The organism is Acinetobacter sp. CIP A162 (assembly GCF_000367905.1).
GTDB lineage: Bacteria > Pseudomonadota > Gammaproteobacteria > Pseudomonadales > Moraxellaceae > Acinetobacter > Acinetobacter lwoffii.
Genome location: NZ_KB849159.1, coordinates 281854 through 299406 on the forward strand (window position 1 = coordinate 281854; position 17553 = coordinate 299406).

Annotated in this window: 16 protein-coding genes; 7 read left to right on the forward strand and 9 right to left on the reverse strand. The window is 44.7% G+C overall.

Features of this window, described 5'->3' with window-relative positions; all coding sequences use genetic code 11:
• The first annotated feature begins 30 nt into the window (after window positions 1-30).
• Window positions 31-645, forward strand: coding sequence for a carbonic anhydrase (locus tag F995_RS07610; RefSeq protein WP_004646264.1), 615 nt, complete (start codon window positions 31-33; stop codon window positions 643-645).
• 43 nt (window positions 646-688) lie between these two features.
• On the opposite strand, the gene F995_RS07615 is transcribed toward F995_RS07610, so the two are convergent.
• Window positions 689-1318: an arylesterase gene (locus tag F995_RS07615; protein WP_004646265.1), complete on the reverse strand. Its 630-nt coding sequence runs from the start codon at window positions 1316-1318 to the stop codon at window positions 689-691.
• An 11-nt stretch (window positions 1319-1329) separates the two neighbouring features.
• Between F995_RS07615 and F995_RS07620 the strand changes: the two genes are divergently transcribed.
• Together F995_RS07620 and F995_RS07625 are read left to right on the forward strand one after the other, a co-directional pair.
• Window positions 1330-2055 carry an ABC transporter ATP-binding protein gene (locus F995_RS07620; protein ID WP_004646266.1) on the forward strand — a complete coding sequence of 242 codons (726 nt, stop codon included), beginning with the start codon at window positions 1330-1332 and terminating at the stop codon, window positions 2053-2055.
• A gap of 1 nt (window position 2056) precedes the next feature.
• Window positions 2057-4549 carry an ABC transporter permease gene (locus F995_RS07625; protein ID WP_004646267.1) on the forward strand — a complete coding sequence of 831 codons (2493 nt, stop codon included), beginning with the start codon at window positions 2057-2059 and terminating at the stop codon, window positions 4547-4549.
• A gap of 34 nt (window positions 4550-4583) precedes the next feature.
• Here F995_RS07625 and F995_RS07630 read toward each other — a convergent pair whose 3' ends face one another.
• Window positions 4584-5402: a rhomboid family intramembrane serine protease gene (locus tag F995_RS07630; RefSeq protein WP_004646268.1), complete on the reverse strand. Its 819-nt coding sequence runs from the start codon at window positions 5400-5402 to the stop codon at window positions 4584-4586.
• Between the two features lie 77 nt (window positions 5403-5479).
• On the opposite strand from F995_RS07630, the gene mtgA reads away from it, so the two are divergent.
• Both mtgA and ppk1 read left to right on the forward strand, forming a co-directional pair.
• A complete protein-coding gene (gene mtgA / locus F995_RS07635) occupies window positions 5480-6154 on the forward strand; it encodes a monofunctional biosynthetic peptidoglycan transglycosylase (RefSeq protein WP_004279409.1) in 675 nt (224 codons plus the stop codon).
• A gap of 112 nt (window positions 6155-6266) precedes the next feature.
• Window positions 6267-8348, forward strand: coding sequence for a polyphosphate kinase 1 (ppk1, locus tag F995_RS07640; protein ID WP_004646270.1), 2082 nt, complete (start codon window positions 6267-6269; stop codon window positions 8346-8348).
• A 56-nt stretch (window positions 8349-8404) separates the two neighbouring features.
• Here ppk1 and F995_RS07645 read toward each other — a convergent pair whose 3' ends face one another.
• The 5 genes from F995_RS07645 to rubA form a co-directional block, all read right to left on the reverse strand.
• A complete protein-coding gene (locus F995_RS07645) occupies window positions 8405-8998 on the reverse strand; it encodes a response regulator transcription factor (RefSeq protein WP_016806665.1) in 594 nt (197 codons plus the stop codon).
• A gap of 182 nt (window positions 8999-9180) precedes the next feature.
• Window positions 9181-10089: a LysR family transcriptional regulator OxyR gene (gene oxyR, locus F995_RS07650; protein ID WP_004279412.1), complete on the reverse strand. Its 909-nt coding sequence runs from the start codon at window positions 10087-10089 to the stop codon at window positions 9181-9183.
• 13 nt (window positions 10090-10102) lie between these two features.
• Window positions 10103-11041, reverse strand: coding sequence for an esterase EstB (gene estB, locus F995_RS07655; RefSeq protein WP_004646272.1), 939 nt, complete (start codon window positions 11039-11041; stop codon window positions 10103-10105).
• 57 nt (window positions 11042-11098) lie between these two features.
• A complete protein-coding gene (gene rubB, locus F995_RS07660; protein WP_016806664.1) occupies window positions 11099-12277 on the reverse strand; it encodes a rubredoxin reductase RubB in 1179 nt (392 codons plus the stop codon).
• Window positions 12278-12368: 91 nt separating this feature from the next.
• Window positions 12369-12533, reverse strand: coding sequence for a rubredoxin RubA (rubA, locus tag F995_RS07665; protein ID WP_004646274.1), 165 nt, complete (start codon window positions 12531-12533; stop codon window positions 12369-12371).
• A 487-nt stretch (window positions 12534-13020) separates the two neighbouring features.
• Here rubA and F995_RS07670 point away from each other — a divergent pair, with 487 nt between their 5' ends.
• A complete protein-coding gene (locus tag F995_RS07670; RefSeq protein WP_004646276.1) occupies window positions 13021-13563 on the forward strand; it encodes an adenine phosphoribosyltransferase in 543 nt (180 codons plus the stop codon).
• A 40-nt stretch (window positions 13564-13603) separates the two neighbouring features.
• Here the strand turns inward: F995_RS07670 and F995_RS07675 are convergent, their stop codons facing one another.
• Entirely contained in the window at window positions 13604-14098 is a 495-nt protein-coding gene (locus tag F995_RS07675) for a YqiA/YcfP family alpha/beta fold hydrolase (RefSeq protein ID WP_004279417.1), read from the reverse strand.
• Between the two features lie 388 nt (window positions 14099-14486).
• Here F995_RS07675 and lysS point away from each other — a divergent pair, with 388 nt between their 5' ends.
• Window positions 14487-16016, forward strand: a complete 1530-nt coding sequence (gene lysS / locus F995_RS07680; protein ID WP_004646277.1) for a lysine--tRNA ligase — start codon at window positions 14487-14489, stop codon at window positions 16014-16016.
• Window positions 16017-16368: 352 nt separating this feature from the next.
• Here lysS and trpS read toward each other — a convergent pair whose 3' ends face one another.
• A complete protein-coding gene (trpS, locus tag F995_RS07685) occupies window positions 16369-17382 on the reverse strand; it encodes a tryptophan--tRNA ligase (RefSeq protein ID WP_004279419.1) in 1014 nt (337 codons plus the stop codon).
• Window positions 17383-17553: the final 171 nt, after the last annotated feature.

Sequence of the window (17553 nt, forward strand, 5' to 3'; positions counted from 1 at the left end):
TGCAACTAAAACCATCGGTGATAGAAAAGAATGCTCACAGCTCAAGAAGCTTTAGAACGTCTTAGACAGGGTAACCAACGTTTTGTCAGTGGCGATACCACGCATCCAAAACAACTTAGCCACCAACAGCGCGCAGAAATGGCAGAGGATCAGAATCCGTTTGCGATTGTTTTGGGATGTTCAGATTCGCGCGTTCCAGCCGAAATGGTTTTTGATCAGGGTCTCGGTGACCTTTTTGTGATTCGTGTTGCAGGTAATATTGTTGCACCTTCACAGGTCGGCAGTGTTGAATTTGCCGCGGCACGTTATGATTGCGCGATTGTGGTGGTGTTAGGTCACAGTCACTGTGGTGCGATTAAAGCCACTATTGATACTTTAATGTGTCCGGATTGCCCGCCATCGGCAAACCTGATGTCGATTGTGAACCGCGTACGTCCTTCAGTTGAAACCTTAATGCAAACTGAACTGAAAAACGACTTGGCAAAATTATCCAAGCATGCGGTACGTTCCAATGTATTTGCTTCGGTGAATCAGTTGCGTCATGGTTCAGCCGTTCTGGAAAACCTGATTGGACAAGGAAAATTAAAAGTCGTCGGTGCTGAATATTCACTGGAAACTGGTGAAGTGACATTCTTCGATTTCTAATCACGATTCATCTAAATACATTCTAAAATAAGTTAAAGGCGCTTTATAAAGCGCCTTTAATATATGGATAAGCATTATTTAACAGGATCGTCTGTGCTTTAGCATTTGGATGAATCAGATCCTTTTGCATCAGGGTTTTGTTGCCGGCTACACCTTGCATAAAGAAGGGCAATAACTTCACCTTATATTGCTGACTGACCACTTTATAATTATTTTCAAAAGCTTTGCTATAGGCCTGACCGTAGTTAGGCGGCATTTTCATACCAAATACAATAACCTTGGCTTTGGCTTTCTGGCTCTGCTGAATCAGGCTGGCTAAATTTTTTTGAATCATTTGCGGTGGTTGTCCACGTAAGCCATCATTGCCACCTAACTCAATCACCACAAGGTCTGGACGATGCGTCTGTAACAGTTTAGGCAGTCTGGCCAGTGCTCCGCTGGTGGTTTCGCCACTGACACTTGCATTGACCACTTTATGCTGTTTCGGATACTGTTGCTCTAAACGCTTTTGTAATAAATGTACCCAACCTTGCTGGGGCTGGATACCATAACCTGCACTTAAACTATCACCTAAAATCATAATCGTCTTTGCTGAAACCCCAAGAGGTAATAGGCACAGACTGAGAAAAAAAAAGTAAGGCAATAGCCGAGTTTTCTGATTAAGATCTTTCATATAGGACACGTATGATTCAAAGCAGCAACGATTCGACCATCATGCCACAGGCTATTATTTCTGCCCAGAAATTGACACAAAAGATACAACTTTCACAAAAACAACTCACCATTTTTGAGGATCTTGATCTGGATATTCAGGCCGGAGAACAAGTGGCTATTACCGGTCGTTCCGGTTCCGGAAAATCCACATTACTGGGTATTCTGGCGACACTGGATCAGGCAAGTTCAGGTCAGCTTCTGGTCTGTGGCGAATCAGTGTCTAACTTGAATGAAGAACAACGTGCGCTGGTACGTTTAAGAAATATCGGATTTGTCTTTCAGTCTTTTCAGCTCTTACCGCACCTGACTGCACTTGAAAATGTAATGCTGCCACTGCGCCTGCAGCCCGGCTTTAAATATGCAGAAGCTGAGCAAAAGGCGTTGGCATTACTACATAAGGTCGGTCTGGATCGACAGGCGCAGCAAACCCCAAAAGTATTGTCCGGGGGAGAACAGCAACGTGTGGCGATTGCACGCGCACTGGTCAGTGAACCAAAAATCATTTTTGCCGATGAACCTACGGGCAATCTCGATGGTGAAACAGCCAGAGAAATTGAACAACTGCTATTTCAACTGAACCGGGAACTGGGAACAACTTTGGTGCTGGTCACGCATGACCGCAAATTGGCGCAGCAGTGTCAGCGGCATTTTGAACTGCTGAATGGCGAGCTGATTGAACATCCGAATGGAGGATGAAATGAATCCATTATTTCGTCCTTTACTGACGCAAAGCTTTAAAACGACCGGGATTTATCTACTGATTATTGCCTTAACACTGGCGATCAGTGCGACCACTGCACTCAAATTTAGCAATGAACAGATCCAAAATGCAGTTGCCTTGCAGGCAGCAGAAATGCTGGCCGGTGATCTGGTGCTTTCAGATAATGAGCTTTTGCCAAAGCAGTGGCGTGATCAGGCCAAGCAGCTGGATTTAAAGCAGTCAGAAGTCACTTTCTTTAGCAGTATGGCCTATACCGATGCGCAGTTTGTCATGGTCAATGTCAAAGCCATCGATCAGGCTTTTCCTTTGCGTGGTGAACTGCGGGTGCAACCGGCAAAAAAGTCGATTCAGTCTGGTGAAATCTGGCTTAGTCCACGAGCCATGGATTTGCTCAAAGTCAAACTGGGCGATCAGCTCAATATTGCCGATGCAGCATTTAAAGTTACTGCCAAGATTGAACAAGACTCCAATCAGGAGCTTGGATTTTCCGGTTTTTCACCGACCGTAATTATTTCTCAGGCAGATGTCGCACGAACCAATGCCATTCAGGTGGGGAGCCGGATTGAATATCGCCTACTTATGGCTGGCCGTCCGGATGATACCCAACAATATGAAGCCCTGTTCAAGCAGCAGGTCAAGTCAGCAAACGCCTCAGCTGAAACGCCAGCGGAAGTACAAGGGCAGGAGTTTGAGGAGCAAAGCAGTCTCAGGTTACGCAATGCCAGTGAAGGCAATACCCGCTTGATGAAGCCGATTGCTAATCTGGACACTTTCCTGCAACTGGCCAATATTCTGACCATTCTATTATGTGGGATTGCCATTGCTTTAACCGCGCAGCGTTATGTACAGCAGAATCAGGATCATATTGCCTTGATGCGTTGTATTGGCGCCACCAAGCAGCAGATTCTGTCGGCTTATCTGGCTTTACTCGGGATGGTGCTGTTAATTGCGATGCTAATTGGTACCGTGGTCGGGATCAGTCTGGGTTATGGACTGTTGCAATTGATGTTGCAGCTGATTCCAAATTTGCAGATTGAGTTTTCGGCCATCGCGATGTTGCTCGGGCCTTTGCCGGTCGCCATGCTGACCAGTGCCGTAGTGCTACTCGGTTTTGTCATGCCAAGCTTGTTGCAATTGCTAAATACGCCACCGATTCGGGTCATTCGCCAGCAGGAAAAATCAGTACAATCCATGCTGTGGATGCTGCTGACCGGAACGCTCAGCCTGATTGTTTTTAGTGTGATTTTGACTGAAAATCTGTTGCTGACCGCCTGGGTGATTGGCGCGATTATTGTGTTATGTGCAGTGCTGTATCTGACGGTATGGGGGGTGTTGAAACTGCTGCGGAATATGAAGCTGAATCTGTCAGCCTATGTACGCACGCCTTCTCAGACCGCCTTGCAGATTACGGCTTTAGCCTTGGGCTTGAGCCTGATTACAGTATTGGCCGTCTTGCGTACCGATCTGCTAGATCGTTGGCAGCAACAGTTACCGGAAGGTACGCCGAACCAGTTTGTTTATGGCTTACCGCCTTTTGATATGCCGGATCTCAAAGCCCAACTTGAGCAGAATGGCTGGAAAAGCACACCGCTATATCCAAATGTCCGTGGGCGTCTGGTCGCCAAAAATGATCAGCCATTTGCCGAAGAGTTGGTTAAAAGTAGCAATACTTTAAGACGTGAGCTGAATCTGACCCAGTCAAATAGCTATCCACAAGATAATGTGATTGTCAGTGGTGACGCGGTATTAAAACAAGTCGGCACCGTATCGGTCGAAGCCAATACTGCGGAAGAGCTAGGGATCAAGATCGGAGATAAACTCAGTTTCAGTCTGCCAGAAGGGATACTGGAAGCTAAAGTCGTTAATCTAAGAACCGTCGAATGGGAAAGTTTTAGCCCGAATTTCTTCTTTATCTTTGCACCGAATAGCATGGATGCCAATGCCGGCAGTTATCTGGGCAGTTTTTATGTCCCGGAAACAGATAAAGGCAAACTGGTCCCTGTGATCCAGCAATTTTCCAACACGGTCTTTATTGATGTCAGCCTGATTCTGGAAGAGATCAAACGCATTGTGAATGTGCTGGTGCAAATCGTGACGATTCTGGCGGTACTGGTCAGCATTTCCGGTTTTCTGGTGCTGATGGCCTGTCTGAACCTGTTGATGGATGAACGCAAACGTGAAGTGGCTTTGCTACGATCATTCGGTAGTTCCAAGCAGAAACTGAAAACCATGATGAGTCTGGAAATTGGTTTTATTGGGCTGTTTGCCGGAATAGTTTCCTGCCTGTTTGCCGAAGTGATCAGTGCGATTGCCAGTTATAAAATGGATTTAATGATTCAGCCGCATTGGGAAATCTGGATTATCCTGCCGATCTTTATGACCTCTTTATGTGCGCTGATTGGCCGTTATCGCCTGAGTTATCTGTCAGAGATTCCACCCTTACAAAGCTTGCGTGAGATGAATCAATAAGATTCATCTCCGTGATTTTTAAACTGGCTGAGAGTTAAAGTTTTAGTTGCTGTTGCATCATTTCCAGAATCTCTTGCCACAGTGGGCGAATGGGTTCGAGTAAGGCCAAGTTATGTTGATAAAGCAGCACACAAAGGCCGAACCCGACAATCAAGGCAATCAGATTGAACAGGTGGCTACGCTGCATTTTTTGCCCGATGTACCAGAGCAAGGTGAGAAAAGCCCCCATCAGCATGCCGCCAATATGTGCGGCATTGTTGATTCCACTGATCATAAAGCCCAGCGTGAGGTTTAGACCCATCACCATCACCAGGGTTTTTTTATCCAGAATAAAACGTTGCTGTGGCAGCATTGGCAATAAAGCCAGCACCGTGAGTGAAGCACCGAGTCCCATCACGGCACCAGATGCGCCGGCACTGACCGCAGGCAATAAATCGGGATTGGCCACACCGCCTTCGATCAGGCTATAGCTGTCCTGAATGTTCATATAGCCACTGAGCAGGCTGCCCATTAATCCGGCACACACATACAGGCCAATAAAATACATCCGGCCAAACAGCTGTTCGGCAACACTACCAAAAATATACAAGGCCCACATATTCAACATCAGGTGAATCAGGCCAAAATGAAAAAATATGCTGCTAAACAAGCGCATGGGTTCCGCTAAATAGGTTAAAGGTGCATAATCGGCACCCCAGAGAATAGCGTCTCGGGTACTCGGCTGGTTAACATCCATGCCATGCATGGCTTGCCAGCCAAATAATCCAACATTGATCCCGATTAAAATGGCGGTGATCCACCAGAGATGCATTTCAAGTTTGTGATGTTCGACAGGGGGAGAGTATTCAGACATGCTATTTTTTTGCTGTGATTGTATATTTCGAATAAGCTTAACACGAAAAATTAAATTTTCAGGAGTAACGCACTGACATGAAAGCCTTTCTGATCCGCACGATGCTCGTCATCGTCAGTGTGATTCTGCTGGTTCAATTGTGGATCTTTGCCAGTCTGGCCTGGTGGCGAACCAATCCGGTGAACACCACCATGATGATGCGGATTGATTACTGGACAGAACCTTCCAAAGCGATTCAGCATCAGTGGCGTCCCTATGACGAAATCAGCCTGAATCTGAAACGTGCCATCGTCACTGCGGAAGATGGAAAATTTATTCATCACCATGGTTTTGACTGGGACGGAATTCAAACTGCGCTGAATAAAAACAGAAATCAGGGCCGTGTAGTGGCCGGTGGTTCGACAATCTCCCAGCAATTGGCGAAAAACCTGTTCCTCGTCAACAAGCGTTCCTTTGTGCGTAAAGGTCAGGAAGCAGTCGCAACCTGGATGATGGAACGCATGTGGTCGAAAGAACGGATTCTGGAAGTCTATTTAAACTCGATCGAGTTCGGGGACAATATTTACGGCGTTGAAGCGGCGGCCAAGCATTATTTTGGTAAAACCGCGCAAAGTCTGACCCGGGATCAAGCCATCTTTCTCGCGGCCATTCTCACCAATCCGAAATACTTTCAGGATCATCGCAATTCCTCTGCATTAAATGCGCGTAAACGGATGATTCAGCGCTATATGCGCTATGCAGAATTACCTTAATTGATGATTTGAAGAGAAAGCCCAATTATTTGGGCTTTTTTTTATGAAATTGTCATCAATTTGAAGCATACTTGGAGCGATAAGCACAATTTTAAATCCGCATAGGTTTGATATGAATACGGCAGCCAGCACAACTTCAGCACAGCCCGAATATACATATAATGATCGTTATATTAATCGTGAACTGTCTATCCTAGACTTCCATTTACGCGTTCTGGAACAGGCTGTCGATCCTTTACATCCATTGCTCGAACGCATGAATTTTCTGTTGATTTTCTCGCGTAATCTGGACGAATTTTTTGAAATCCGGGTCGCCGGGATGATGGAACAGCTGGATCTGGACAATGAAAGTCGGAGTCCGGATGGCTTGACTCCAAAGCAGGTTTTAGAACAGATTTCTAAAACGGCACATGCCGCCATTGAACGTCAATACCGTATTTTAAATGAAGAAATTTTGCCAAAACTGCGTGAGGAAGATATTTGCTTCTTGCGCCGTGGTGAATTGACCCCAGCTCAATCTGCCTGGGTGAAAAAATATTTTCAGGAGCAGGTGGCTCCCGTCCTCACGCCGATCAGCCTAGACCCAGCGCATCCATTCCCGCGGCTGGTGAATAAATCACTGAACTTTATTGTCACGCTGGAAGGGAAAGATGCTTTTGGCCGTCAGATTGATCTGGCTGTGGTACCTGCACCGCGTTCTCTGCCACGCGTGGTACGTTTACCGGATGAACTGACCGATGGAAAAGAACATCATGTAATGCTGTCGGCGATTATTCATGAGCATGTTTCTGACCTGTTCCCGGGGATGACAGCGACTGGCTGTTATCAGTTCCGTGTCACCCGAAATGCCGATTTGGCCTTGAATGAAGATGTGGAAGATCTGGCCAAGGCACTCAAAGGTGAACTCAGTTCACGCCGGTTTGGTCGTGCGGTACGTCTGGAAGTAACGGAAAACTGCCCACAGCATATTTATGAATATCTGCTGAATGAATTTGATCTGGACGACGAGCAGCTTTATAAAGTTGCTGGCCCGGTCAATCTGGCACGTTTACTATCTAATTTTAAACGTCCGCATTTACGTTATGACTCGCATACTCCCATCATTCCTAAAGTACTGAAAAAATCTGAAAATATTTTTAGTGCGATGCAGAAACAGGATATTTTGCTACATCATCCCTTTGAATCTTTTGCGCCGGTCATTTCATTATTACGTGAAGCGGCACGCGATCCACAAGTACTGGCGATCAAGCAGACCTTGTACCGTAGTGGACCAGATTCTGAAATTGTCCAAGTGTTGGCAGAGGCTGCCCGCAATGGCAAGGAAGTGACCGCAGTCATTGAATTACGTGCGCGTTTTGATGAAGAATCCAATATTGCGGTGGCCAATGTCCTCCAAGAAGCGGGTGCGGTCGTGGTCTACGGCATTGTCGGTTACAAGACTCACGCCAAGATGATTCTGGTGGTGCGCCGGGAAAATAACAAACTGGTGCGCTATGTGCATCTGGGCACCGGTAATTATCATGCCGGCAATGCGCGAATCTATACCGATTACGGCCTGTTAACGACGGATAAAGATCTGTGTGAAGATGTGCATCGTATTTTTCAGGAACTGACCGGTATGGGGAAAATGGCCAAGCTGAAAAAGCTGCTGCATGCGCCGTTTACCTTACATGCCCAGTTACTGAACTATATTGATAATGAAATTGCCTATGCTCAGGCAGGGAAACCGGCGCAGATTATTGTCAAAGTCAATGCGCTGACCGAAATGCAGTTGATTAACAAACTCTATGAAGCTTCTCAGGCCGGGGTACAAATTGACCTGATTATTCGCTCAATTTGCAGTTTGCGTCCGGGGTTGCCGGGGCTGTCAGAAAATATCCGGGTGCGTTCAATTGTCGGACGTTTCCTGGAACATACCCGCGTGTATTATTTCAGCAATAATGGCAATTCACGTATTTACTGCTCAAGTGCAGACTGGATGGATCGTAACCTGTTTAATCGGGTCGAAGCCTGTTTCCCGGTCGAAGATGAAGCTTTGAAAAAACGCATCTATCAACAGGGTCTGTTGAATTACCTGAAAGACAACCAGCAATCCTGGTTATTGCAAGGTGATGGCACCTGGCTGCGGGCACAGCCAAAAGAAGGTGACAAACCGCATAATGCACAACGTATTCTGTTAGAGCTGTTTAAATAAGTTTAAGCATTTAAAGAGGCTGAATATTCAGCCTCTTTTTATTCCGAAGATAGAATTTAACTGTTCAAGCTGAGTTGAACCAGTTTTCGATAGATATGTTTGACCCGACTATACATCTGATAGTCCTTCATCTGGAGCTGGTTTTGTCGTTCGGCTTGCGATTGATGTTGACTCAATACTTTTAATAACTGCAATTCAGCGAGGTTAAGACAGGTTTTGGCAATGGGCTGGTGCAGGATATAGTCTGCCAGTTCAGTATGAATGTAGGCTCCGCCGCGTAAGACAATTTTTAGACTCTCAGCGAACTGCGGTAATGAATCATGATGCTGCATATAGCTATCTGCTCCGGATAATAAAGCAGAATAGATCGTTACTATGGCATCCGTATTGAATATGGTAATAACAGGCGGGTACGGGTTTTGCTGTTTCAGCTGACGGATCAAACTGATCTCTGAAGTTGTTGCTGCATGATAAAGAATCAGATTGGGCAGATGTTCAGTAATCATGGACTGTGCAGACAGTATATTGTCCGCATACAGCAGCATATCTGGCTGATAGCCCAGTTGCAGTAGCACGGTTTGGATTTTTGACAGGTCGAGTCCAGTCGGTGAACGAATCACTAAAACCGGTGCAGGCAAAAGGCTAGCCAATAAAACGCGATCCTGTAGATGCGATAGAGAGCTATACTGTGAATCAGGCAGATGCAAATGCCTATCCCAAAGAATAGTGATTTAGCTGAAATGTAGAGATTCTAAGTTTCTAGGCGGACTGGATGCATTCAATTCAAGATATAAAAAAGGAGCAACATGTGCTCCTTTTTATTATCTATAGATCAGGCAGCATCGTGCTGAGTGATTTTCTGGAAAATCTGTAATAGCACATCAAACTCGCTTTGCAGCGGTGTGCTTTTACGGGTTACCAATGCCAGGGTACGACTTGGGGCTGAATCGATCGCTTTTACCTGAATCTCAGGATTGCCTTTAATCATATTGGTATGGATCGCAATTTCAGGCAGCAGGGTAAAGCCCAGATTTGCAGACACCATTTCGATTAAAGTCGGCAGTGAGCTGGCTTTTAAACGGTGATCATTTTTACGCTCACCAATCGGGCAGGCACTCAAGGCATGATCACGCAGGCAATGACCTTCTTCAAGTAACATCAGGCGAGACAGATCCAGATCTTCTAAAGAGTTTGCTTGTGCAGCATGCTGATCAGATTTTTGGTAAACCAGATACAGATTCTCTTTGGCAATTTCAGCAACTTTCAGACCACGGGTGTCGAAAGGCAATGCCAAAGCCACCATATCCAGGTTGCCATGTTCCAGCTTTTCTACAATCTTTTCACTTTGCGCTTCATGCAGATGCAACTGGATTTTTGGTAATTGCTTATGCACTTCATCCAGCAGCTGGGACAATAGGAAAGGTGCAATTGTTGGAATGACGCCGAGATGTAGATCACCGGTTAAAGGTTCACTCATCTCACGACTTAAACGCATTAGGTCCTGAGCATCGGCCAGTAGAACACGTGCGCGTGCAACCACTTGTTCACCAAGAGGCGTTAAACGAACATTCTGGCGGTCGCGTTCAACAAGTACGCCACCGAGTAAACGCTCCAGCTCCATGATGCCGCCAGACAAGGTTGACTGGGTGACAAAGGAGCGGCGAGCAGCTTCTGTAAAGTGTAGCGTCTCTGACAGTGTTACGAGGTATGACAGCTGTCTTAGGGATGGTAATGCAGCCATAGTGTCCTAATGTTTATGATTTAAAATGATCAGCAAATAATTCGCTAAGATATGGAATAAAATGCGGTGGGATATCATGCCCCATTCCATCAATTAATTCAAATTTAGCCCCTGAAATTGCTTTCGCAACGGCCTTGCCATGGCTAGGAGGCAGCAATCGATCTCGAGAACCATGGACTACCAGGGTTTCTTGTTTGATTTGCTTGTCCAGTTGCAGCAATGAGCCTGTACATAATATTGCTAAAAACTGTTGAAGTACACCAGCAGGATAGTAACTTCGCTTATATAATTTACGGGCGGTCTGTACCGCTTCCAGATGATTGACATAACCTGGCGAGCCGATGATCTTAAACAGTTTCAAACTATGATCAACAATGCCATCTTCATCTGTTGAAGCCGGTTTGTCAATCAAACTAAAGAGTTGCTTAGGGAAGGGCGGTGGCAACATCGGCTGGTTATTGCTGGTAAACAGTAAGCCCAGTTTTTTGACTTTGTCCGGATAACGCGCGGCCAGAATCTGGGCAATCATACCGCCCATCGAAGCACCCAGCACATAGACCTGTTCCAGCTGCATTTTTTCAATCAGCAGACTGACATCTTCGGCCATATCATATAGATCATAAGGTGCACCCTGATTACCCAGACCCAGCACAAAACGGCTCATCATTTTCAGGGTATTCAGGCGTGGACCTTTGTGATGGACTTTTGAAGACAGACCAATATCACGATTATCAAAACGGATGATGTGATAGCCATTGTCTATCAGTGACTTGCAGAAAAAGTCAGGCCAGTACAGCATTTGCCCACCCAGACCCATAATCAGCAAAATGGTGGGATGTTCCGGATTTCCGCCAACCTCGACATGTAGCTGGATCCCATTACCAAGATCAACCTTGGTTTCATGCATAAACGAGGTATATGGGGAAAGATTAAACTGTGCTGCGCTGTACATAGTCGCTGTCCTAATTAAAGGATATTTCGTTTAAAAAATATCCTTGCTATTAAACCTCTAAACCGCAGCAGGAATCAAGTCAGGAACCTGCTTGGTCAAGGCCAGACGCTGTTTGGCTGCAGTGGCGCCCAAAAGCACGAAACCGCGTAAGGTGCCGTTAGCATCGAACGCTTTAGCCAGCATGCCATCGTCAAACTCTTCAGTTTCCCAGGTGACATCAACATCAACCGGTGCAGGCAATACCGTTAAAGGAGCAGCAGGCGTTTTAACTGCCACTGGCATAGCCGGATAATGCACGGCAGTATGTTCACCATTTAAGGTTTTTGCCAAAGCGCGGGCTTGTTGCATGATCGGCATAACATAAGGCAATAAAGTTCCATTGACCTCGGCACAGTCGCCCACAGCATAAATATCGACCTGGTTGGTTTCCAGTTGTGCCGTGGTTAACACTCCGCGACTGGTATGTACGTCTGCCTGTTTCGCCAAAGAAATATTCGGCTGTAAGCCCACCGCAGATAACACTACATCAGCGACCAAAGACTGACCGTTGGCCAGCGTGACCAGATAATCACCATTGCCCGCACGAGAGACTTTTTCGACCGTTGTGCCCAAGACAAAGTGAATGCCGGTTTCTTCAAGATTCTTCTGGAATGCAGTAGCAACATGTTCTGGCAATAAGCGGCCAAGTGGCCGAGGGGCTAAATCAATGACTGTAACCTGATGATCGGTATTTTGTAGGTCGTTGGCAAATTCACAGCCAATCAGGCCTGCACCTAAAATTACTACACGTTTGTCTTCACGTGCTGCCAGATTGTTACGGAAAGCTTTATAGTCACTCAAATTGTTGACGACATGAATGTCATCGCTGGCATCACCGGCAATCGCCAGACGTACCGGATTGGCACCGATGGCTAATACCAGTTTGCTATAATTTTGCGTACTTTCCTGACCATCTTTTTCCAGAACCAGCTGATGATCTTCCGGATGAATGGCTTTGACCCAGGTATGCTGTTCAATGCGCATATTCAGCTGTGCTGACATTTTAGCCGCATCGCCTAGTGGAATTTGTTCAGGCGCTTTATTGCCAGCCAAAGCATTGGAGAGCGTCGGTTTGGCGTAATTGACCGCATCATCCGCACAGATCATCAGCAATTCATGTTCTGGATTGAGTTTACGAAATTCACGTGCTACGGCATAACCCGCCATACCTGAACCAATAATGACGATAGGATGCATAGTTGTTTCCATATGGTAGAGCTCCATGCTGTATAAATGATTGAAAGGCATAAAAAAAGACCATATGGATATGGCCTTTAACTGGACGTGATTAGACTTCGATCATTTCGAAATCAATTTTAGACACGCCGCAATCTGGACAGGTCCAGTCATCTGGGATATCTTCCCATTTGGTGCCTGCTACGATCCCGTCTTGAGGCCAACCTTCTGCCTCGTCATAAATCCATCCACATACGATGCATTGAAACTTTCTCATGTAACTCTCCAAAACTGAGCAACTGTAGGCGTCAGCTTAAAATCCATAAAAGGCAAGACTCTAAAAGAATATGACTTTTTAACAGTGAACATATTTGGCTAAATTTTTACGCAGTTCTATTCATAAAGTAAAGTGAATAAAAGCTTAATCAGCGAAATTAGCAGCAGAATAGACGACACATTCCTCATTTATCTAAAAATCACGCCAATCAGCTTTTCTGGCGTAGGCGGTTAAAGGATAAAAAGCTGACGATGGCAAAAATGAGTGTTTATCTTGTGGGATAGACCAAAGTCGTGCAGTAAAAACTTGAGTTTTTAGGTAATTTAAAATCAGTAAAGTCCGGATTAAATATTTTTAAAATAAATCAATATAATAAAATCAATATCTTGTAATTAAACGTCGGGTTTTTATTAGGCAGCTTGGCTTGTCCGCTCTACTCAAATAGGTTTAAAATTCCCATATTCCTTTTCTTTTTTTAAGATCTCCCATGAGCAATTTGTCTACTTCTTTGTGGTCTCACATTCGTACGGTCCAAGATTTTCCAAAACCAGGAATTTGCTTCTTTGATTTGACCCCACTTTTCATGAGCAATATTGGTCCTTTGACTGACGCTTTGATTGCCAGCATTCCTGCTGACAAACTGGCAGAAGTAGAAAGCTTTATTGCGGTCGAAGCGCGTGGTTTTGTGTTGGCAAGCTTGTTGGCACAACGTACAGGCAAAGGCTTATTGTTGGTGCGTAAAGCAGGCAAATTGCCACCTCCAGTGGTCGGTGTGGGTTATAGCCTGGAATATGGTATGGATCGTTTAGAAATGTCTGCGGAAGTTCAGTCCCAGAAAGTAATTATTGTGGATGATGTTCTGGCAACTGGCGGAACCTTAAAAGCAGTGAATGAACTGGCTCAAAAATGTCAACATGAAGTACTTGGCGCAAGTATCTTCCTTGATCTTCCTGACCTGCATGCTGAATTAGGCCTGGATATCTGGTCAGTGCTGGATGACAAATCTCAGCCTGAAGCGGCAGTTGCTTAAGTTATACATTTAAAAAAAGCCCCAAAATTGTGGGGCTTTTTTATTGCCTGATAAAATGATCTTCGATTTCCTGAATCAGTGTATTAATTTGCTCAGGATGTTCCAGACGATGATGGCCGCCATCAACTGCCTGAATTTGCATATAGTCTTCAAGTTGTGTCTGAACCGCATGCATATCCAGAATTTCATCGCCCAGCTCCAGATAGGCAAACTGAGGAATATCATGCTGTAAATCGTGATGCCCAATCGGCGGATAATCATCGCGGAAGTTAGGCTGCAAAATGGGATTGGCCACTACACATGGAATTTGATACGCTTGTGACATTTTCAGTGCCCAATAACCGCCAAGACTGTGGCCGACCAGAATATCCGGTTTGATGGTTTCAATCATCTCATGATAAAACTCGGTGACCGAACTATAACTCAGATTTCGATAATCGACATCGATACAGTATTTATGTACCACATCAATGGCATGGAACTTGGTGGATTCTCTGGAGGAATCTAAGCCATGTAAAAACAAAATCTTAGACATAGTTCATTACTCATTTTTATGGGACATGCCATATTGGTTATTTGTTGATTGGCATATCATCTTCAATCTGAGCGTCATTGTAGAACGTCTGGGTGTACAAGGCAGTTAGCTATTGGTCTAAGCCACAATTTTGCAGTGCAATGATTTTGTATAACCCCTGTCTGATTTAAACTTTAATCCCAACTGAGAGCAGCGGGGTGCTGCAAAAGGTTGAAGAAAGGGAATTTAAAAGAGTGACAGAAGGGCTCAACCGAATGGTGTAAATAGCAGGATAGTGGATTTTTCCAAAGAAAAGCCGGTTCCTGAGAGTGTTTGCGCTACGATTTGAGAAGGATTTCTGCTATTCTATGCAACTTCTATTTTTTAACTAATCTTATTCGAGGCAGAGATGACGCAAACTAACGCTCAATCGACTTCTGAACAAATCATTTCCGAAAACGATTTAATTGCACAGCGTCATGTCAAGTTAAAGCAAATCGAAGCTCAGGCACAAGAAACAGGTAAGAGCCCATGGCCGAATACCTTTAAGCGTGAGCATTATGCCCAAGATTTACAAGACCAGTTCGCTGATAAATCTAAAGAAGAAATTGAAGCAGGCGAAAAGGTCTACGTCAAAGTTGCCGGTCGAGTGATGTTGAACCGTGGTTCATTTATTGTGATCCAGGACATGACAGGTCGTATCCAGCTATATGTGGCGCGTAAAGAACTCGCTGAAGATGTCCTGGCTACCATTAAAGGTCTGGACCTTGGCGATATCATCGCAGTCGAAGGTTATATCGGTCGTTCAGGTAAAGGCGATTTGTATGTACACATCGAACATTTTGAATTACTGACCAAATCATTACGTCCGCTTCCAGACAAGTTCCATGGTTTGAACGATACTGAAGTAAAGTATCGTAAACGTTATCTTGATCTGATCGTTAACGAAGAAACACGTAAAACTTTTGAAATTCGTGCCAAAGTTGTGGCGGGTATCCGTGCCTTCCTGACTGAAAAGCGCTATATGGAAGTTGAAACGCCAATGATGCATGTGATTCCAGGCGGTGCATCGGCACGTCCTTTCGAAACACATCATAATGCACTGGACATGTCGCTGTTCTTGCGTATTGCGCCAGAGCTTTACTTAAAGCGTTTGGTGGTCGGCGGTTTTGAACGTGTGTTTGAAATTAACCGTAACTTCCGTAACGAAGGTGTTTCTACCCGTCACAACCCTGAATTCACCATGATCGAATTCTATCAGGCTTATGCAGATTACAAAGACTTGATGGAATTGACCGAGCAAATGCTGGAGCGTCTGGCGATTGATATCTTGGGTACCACTGATGTGCCTTATGGCGATGAAGTGTATAGCTTCAAAGGGCCATTCAAGAAAATTTCAATGTTCGATGCAATTCTGGAAAATAACCCGCAATTTACCCCTGAAAATGTCAATGACCGTGAGTTCCTGGCAAAATTCCTTCAGGAAGAATTGAAAGAGCCGGTGAAACCAGGTTTTGGTCTGGGCAAACTGCAAACCATGGTATTTGAAGAAACCGTAGAAACCAAATTGCGTCAACCGACGTTCATTACTGAATATCCAGCGGAAACTTCTCCATTGGCGCGCCGTAATGATCACAATCCACACATTACCGACCGTTTTGAATTCTTCATCGGTGGCCGTGAGTTGGCAAATGGCTTCTCGGAATTAAATGATCCAATCGATCAGGCTGAACGATTCCAGGCACAGGTTGCTGAAAAAGATGCTGGTGATGATGAAGCTATGCATTACGATGCTGACTTTGTAGAAGCATTGGAATACGGTCTTCCTCCAACAGCAGGTGAGGGTATTGGTATTGACCGTCTGGTGATGATCTTTGCCAATGCAGCAAGTATCCGCGATGTGATCTTGTTCCCGCATATGCGTCATAAAAATGCTTAAATGCTGAATTCAAAATAACCCGCTCTGGCGGGTTTTTTTATACTTGAAATAAAATAGATTCAAAAATTAAAGACAAAAAAAACGCAATGATTGGGGTTGTCATTGCGTAGAAAAAGGAATGTTTTTTCAAACTATTTCAAAATTAACTGTGGAGAGAGTTAAATCTGATTCCTTACTGAATATGACCATAATAGGACGCATTCTCATATGACTCATCAGTATTCATGTTAATACATGTTAAATAAGGTTAAAACTATGAAGATTATGTGGGGGCATTTGCATCATTTTTGCGCAATTTTAGCTTAAATAAAAAAGCTCTTCATCAGAAGAGCTTTTAAGAGCAATTTTATATTTAGAAATGGAATACGCCGAGGCCAGATTTAACTTCATCCAGTGTCGCCTGGGTAATATCGCGACATTTATCCGTACCAGTTTTTAGAATATCCATGATGTAATCCGGATCTTTAGCCAGTTCAATACGACGCTCACGAATTGGACCGATCAATTCTTTTAAAATGCTTTCCAGACGTTTTTTCACTGTACCATCGCCTAAACCACCACGACGATAATGGGCTTTAAGTTCTTCCAGCTCTTCTTTATTTGGATCGAAGGCATCTAGATAGGTGAATACCACGTTGCCTTCGACCTGACCTGGATCTTCAATACGTAAGTGATTCGGATCGGTATACATGGCATTGACGGCTTTCTTAATATCTTTATCTGTTGCATCTAGCACAATGGTATTGCCCAAAGATTTCGACATTTTTGCTTTACCATCAAAACCAGGTAGGCGACCAACATTGGAAAGTAGTGCCTTACATTCTGGTAACAGGTCATGACCAATTTGACGGTTTAAACGACGCACGATTTCGTTGGTCTGTTCGATCATTGGAATCTGATCTTCACCCACAGGAACTACAGTGGCCTTGAATGCCGTAATGTCAGCAGCTTGAGCCACCGGGTAGCACAAGAAACCGGCTGGAATATCACGCTCAAAACCACGCATCTGGATTTCAGATTTAATGGTCGGGTTACGCTCAAGACGTGAAACCGTCACGAAATTGAGGTAAAGCATGGTCAGTTCATTTAGTGCTGGCAGGCATGACTGCACACAAATTGTGGTTTTAGTTGGATCAATACCGACAGCCAGATAATCCGTCGCCACTTCAATAATGTTACGACGTACTTTTTCAAAATTGTCCGCATTATCAGTTAGGGCTTGAGCATCGGCGAGTAACAAGTGTTGATGGTGAGAATCTTGCAGACCTACACGAGAGCGTAATGAACCGACAAAGTGGCCGAGGTGGAGTTGTCCGGTAGGACGGTCGCCCGTCAAGATCACTGGACGATTATCTTGATTACTCATTATCTATTCCAAAGGGTAGTCAGTACTACAGCTGTATTTTAACGAATGGCAACATTGTACGGCATTCTGTTTTTGATTGTCAGCCAGAAAAAAAGCTGTCGTAAAAAAATCTTATAAATTAAACAAGTGAATACAATATTTTTAAGAATTTTGATTAAACTATCTGGAAAG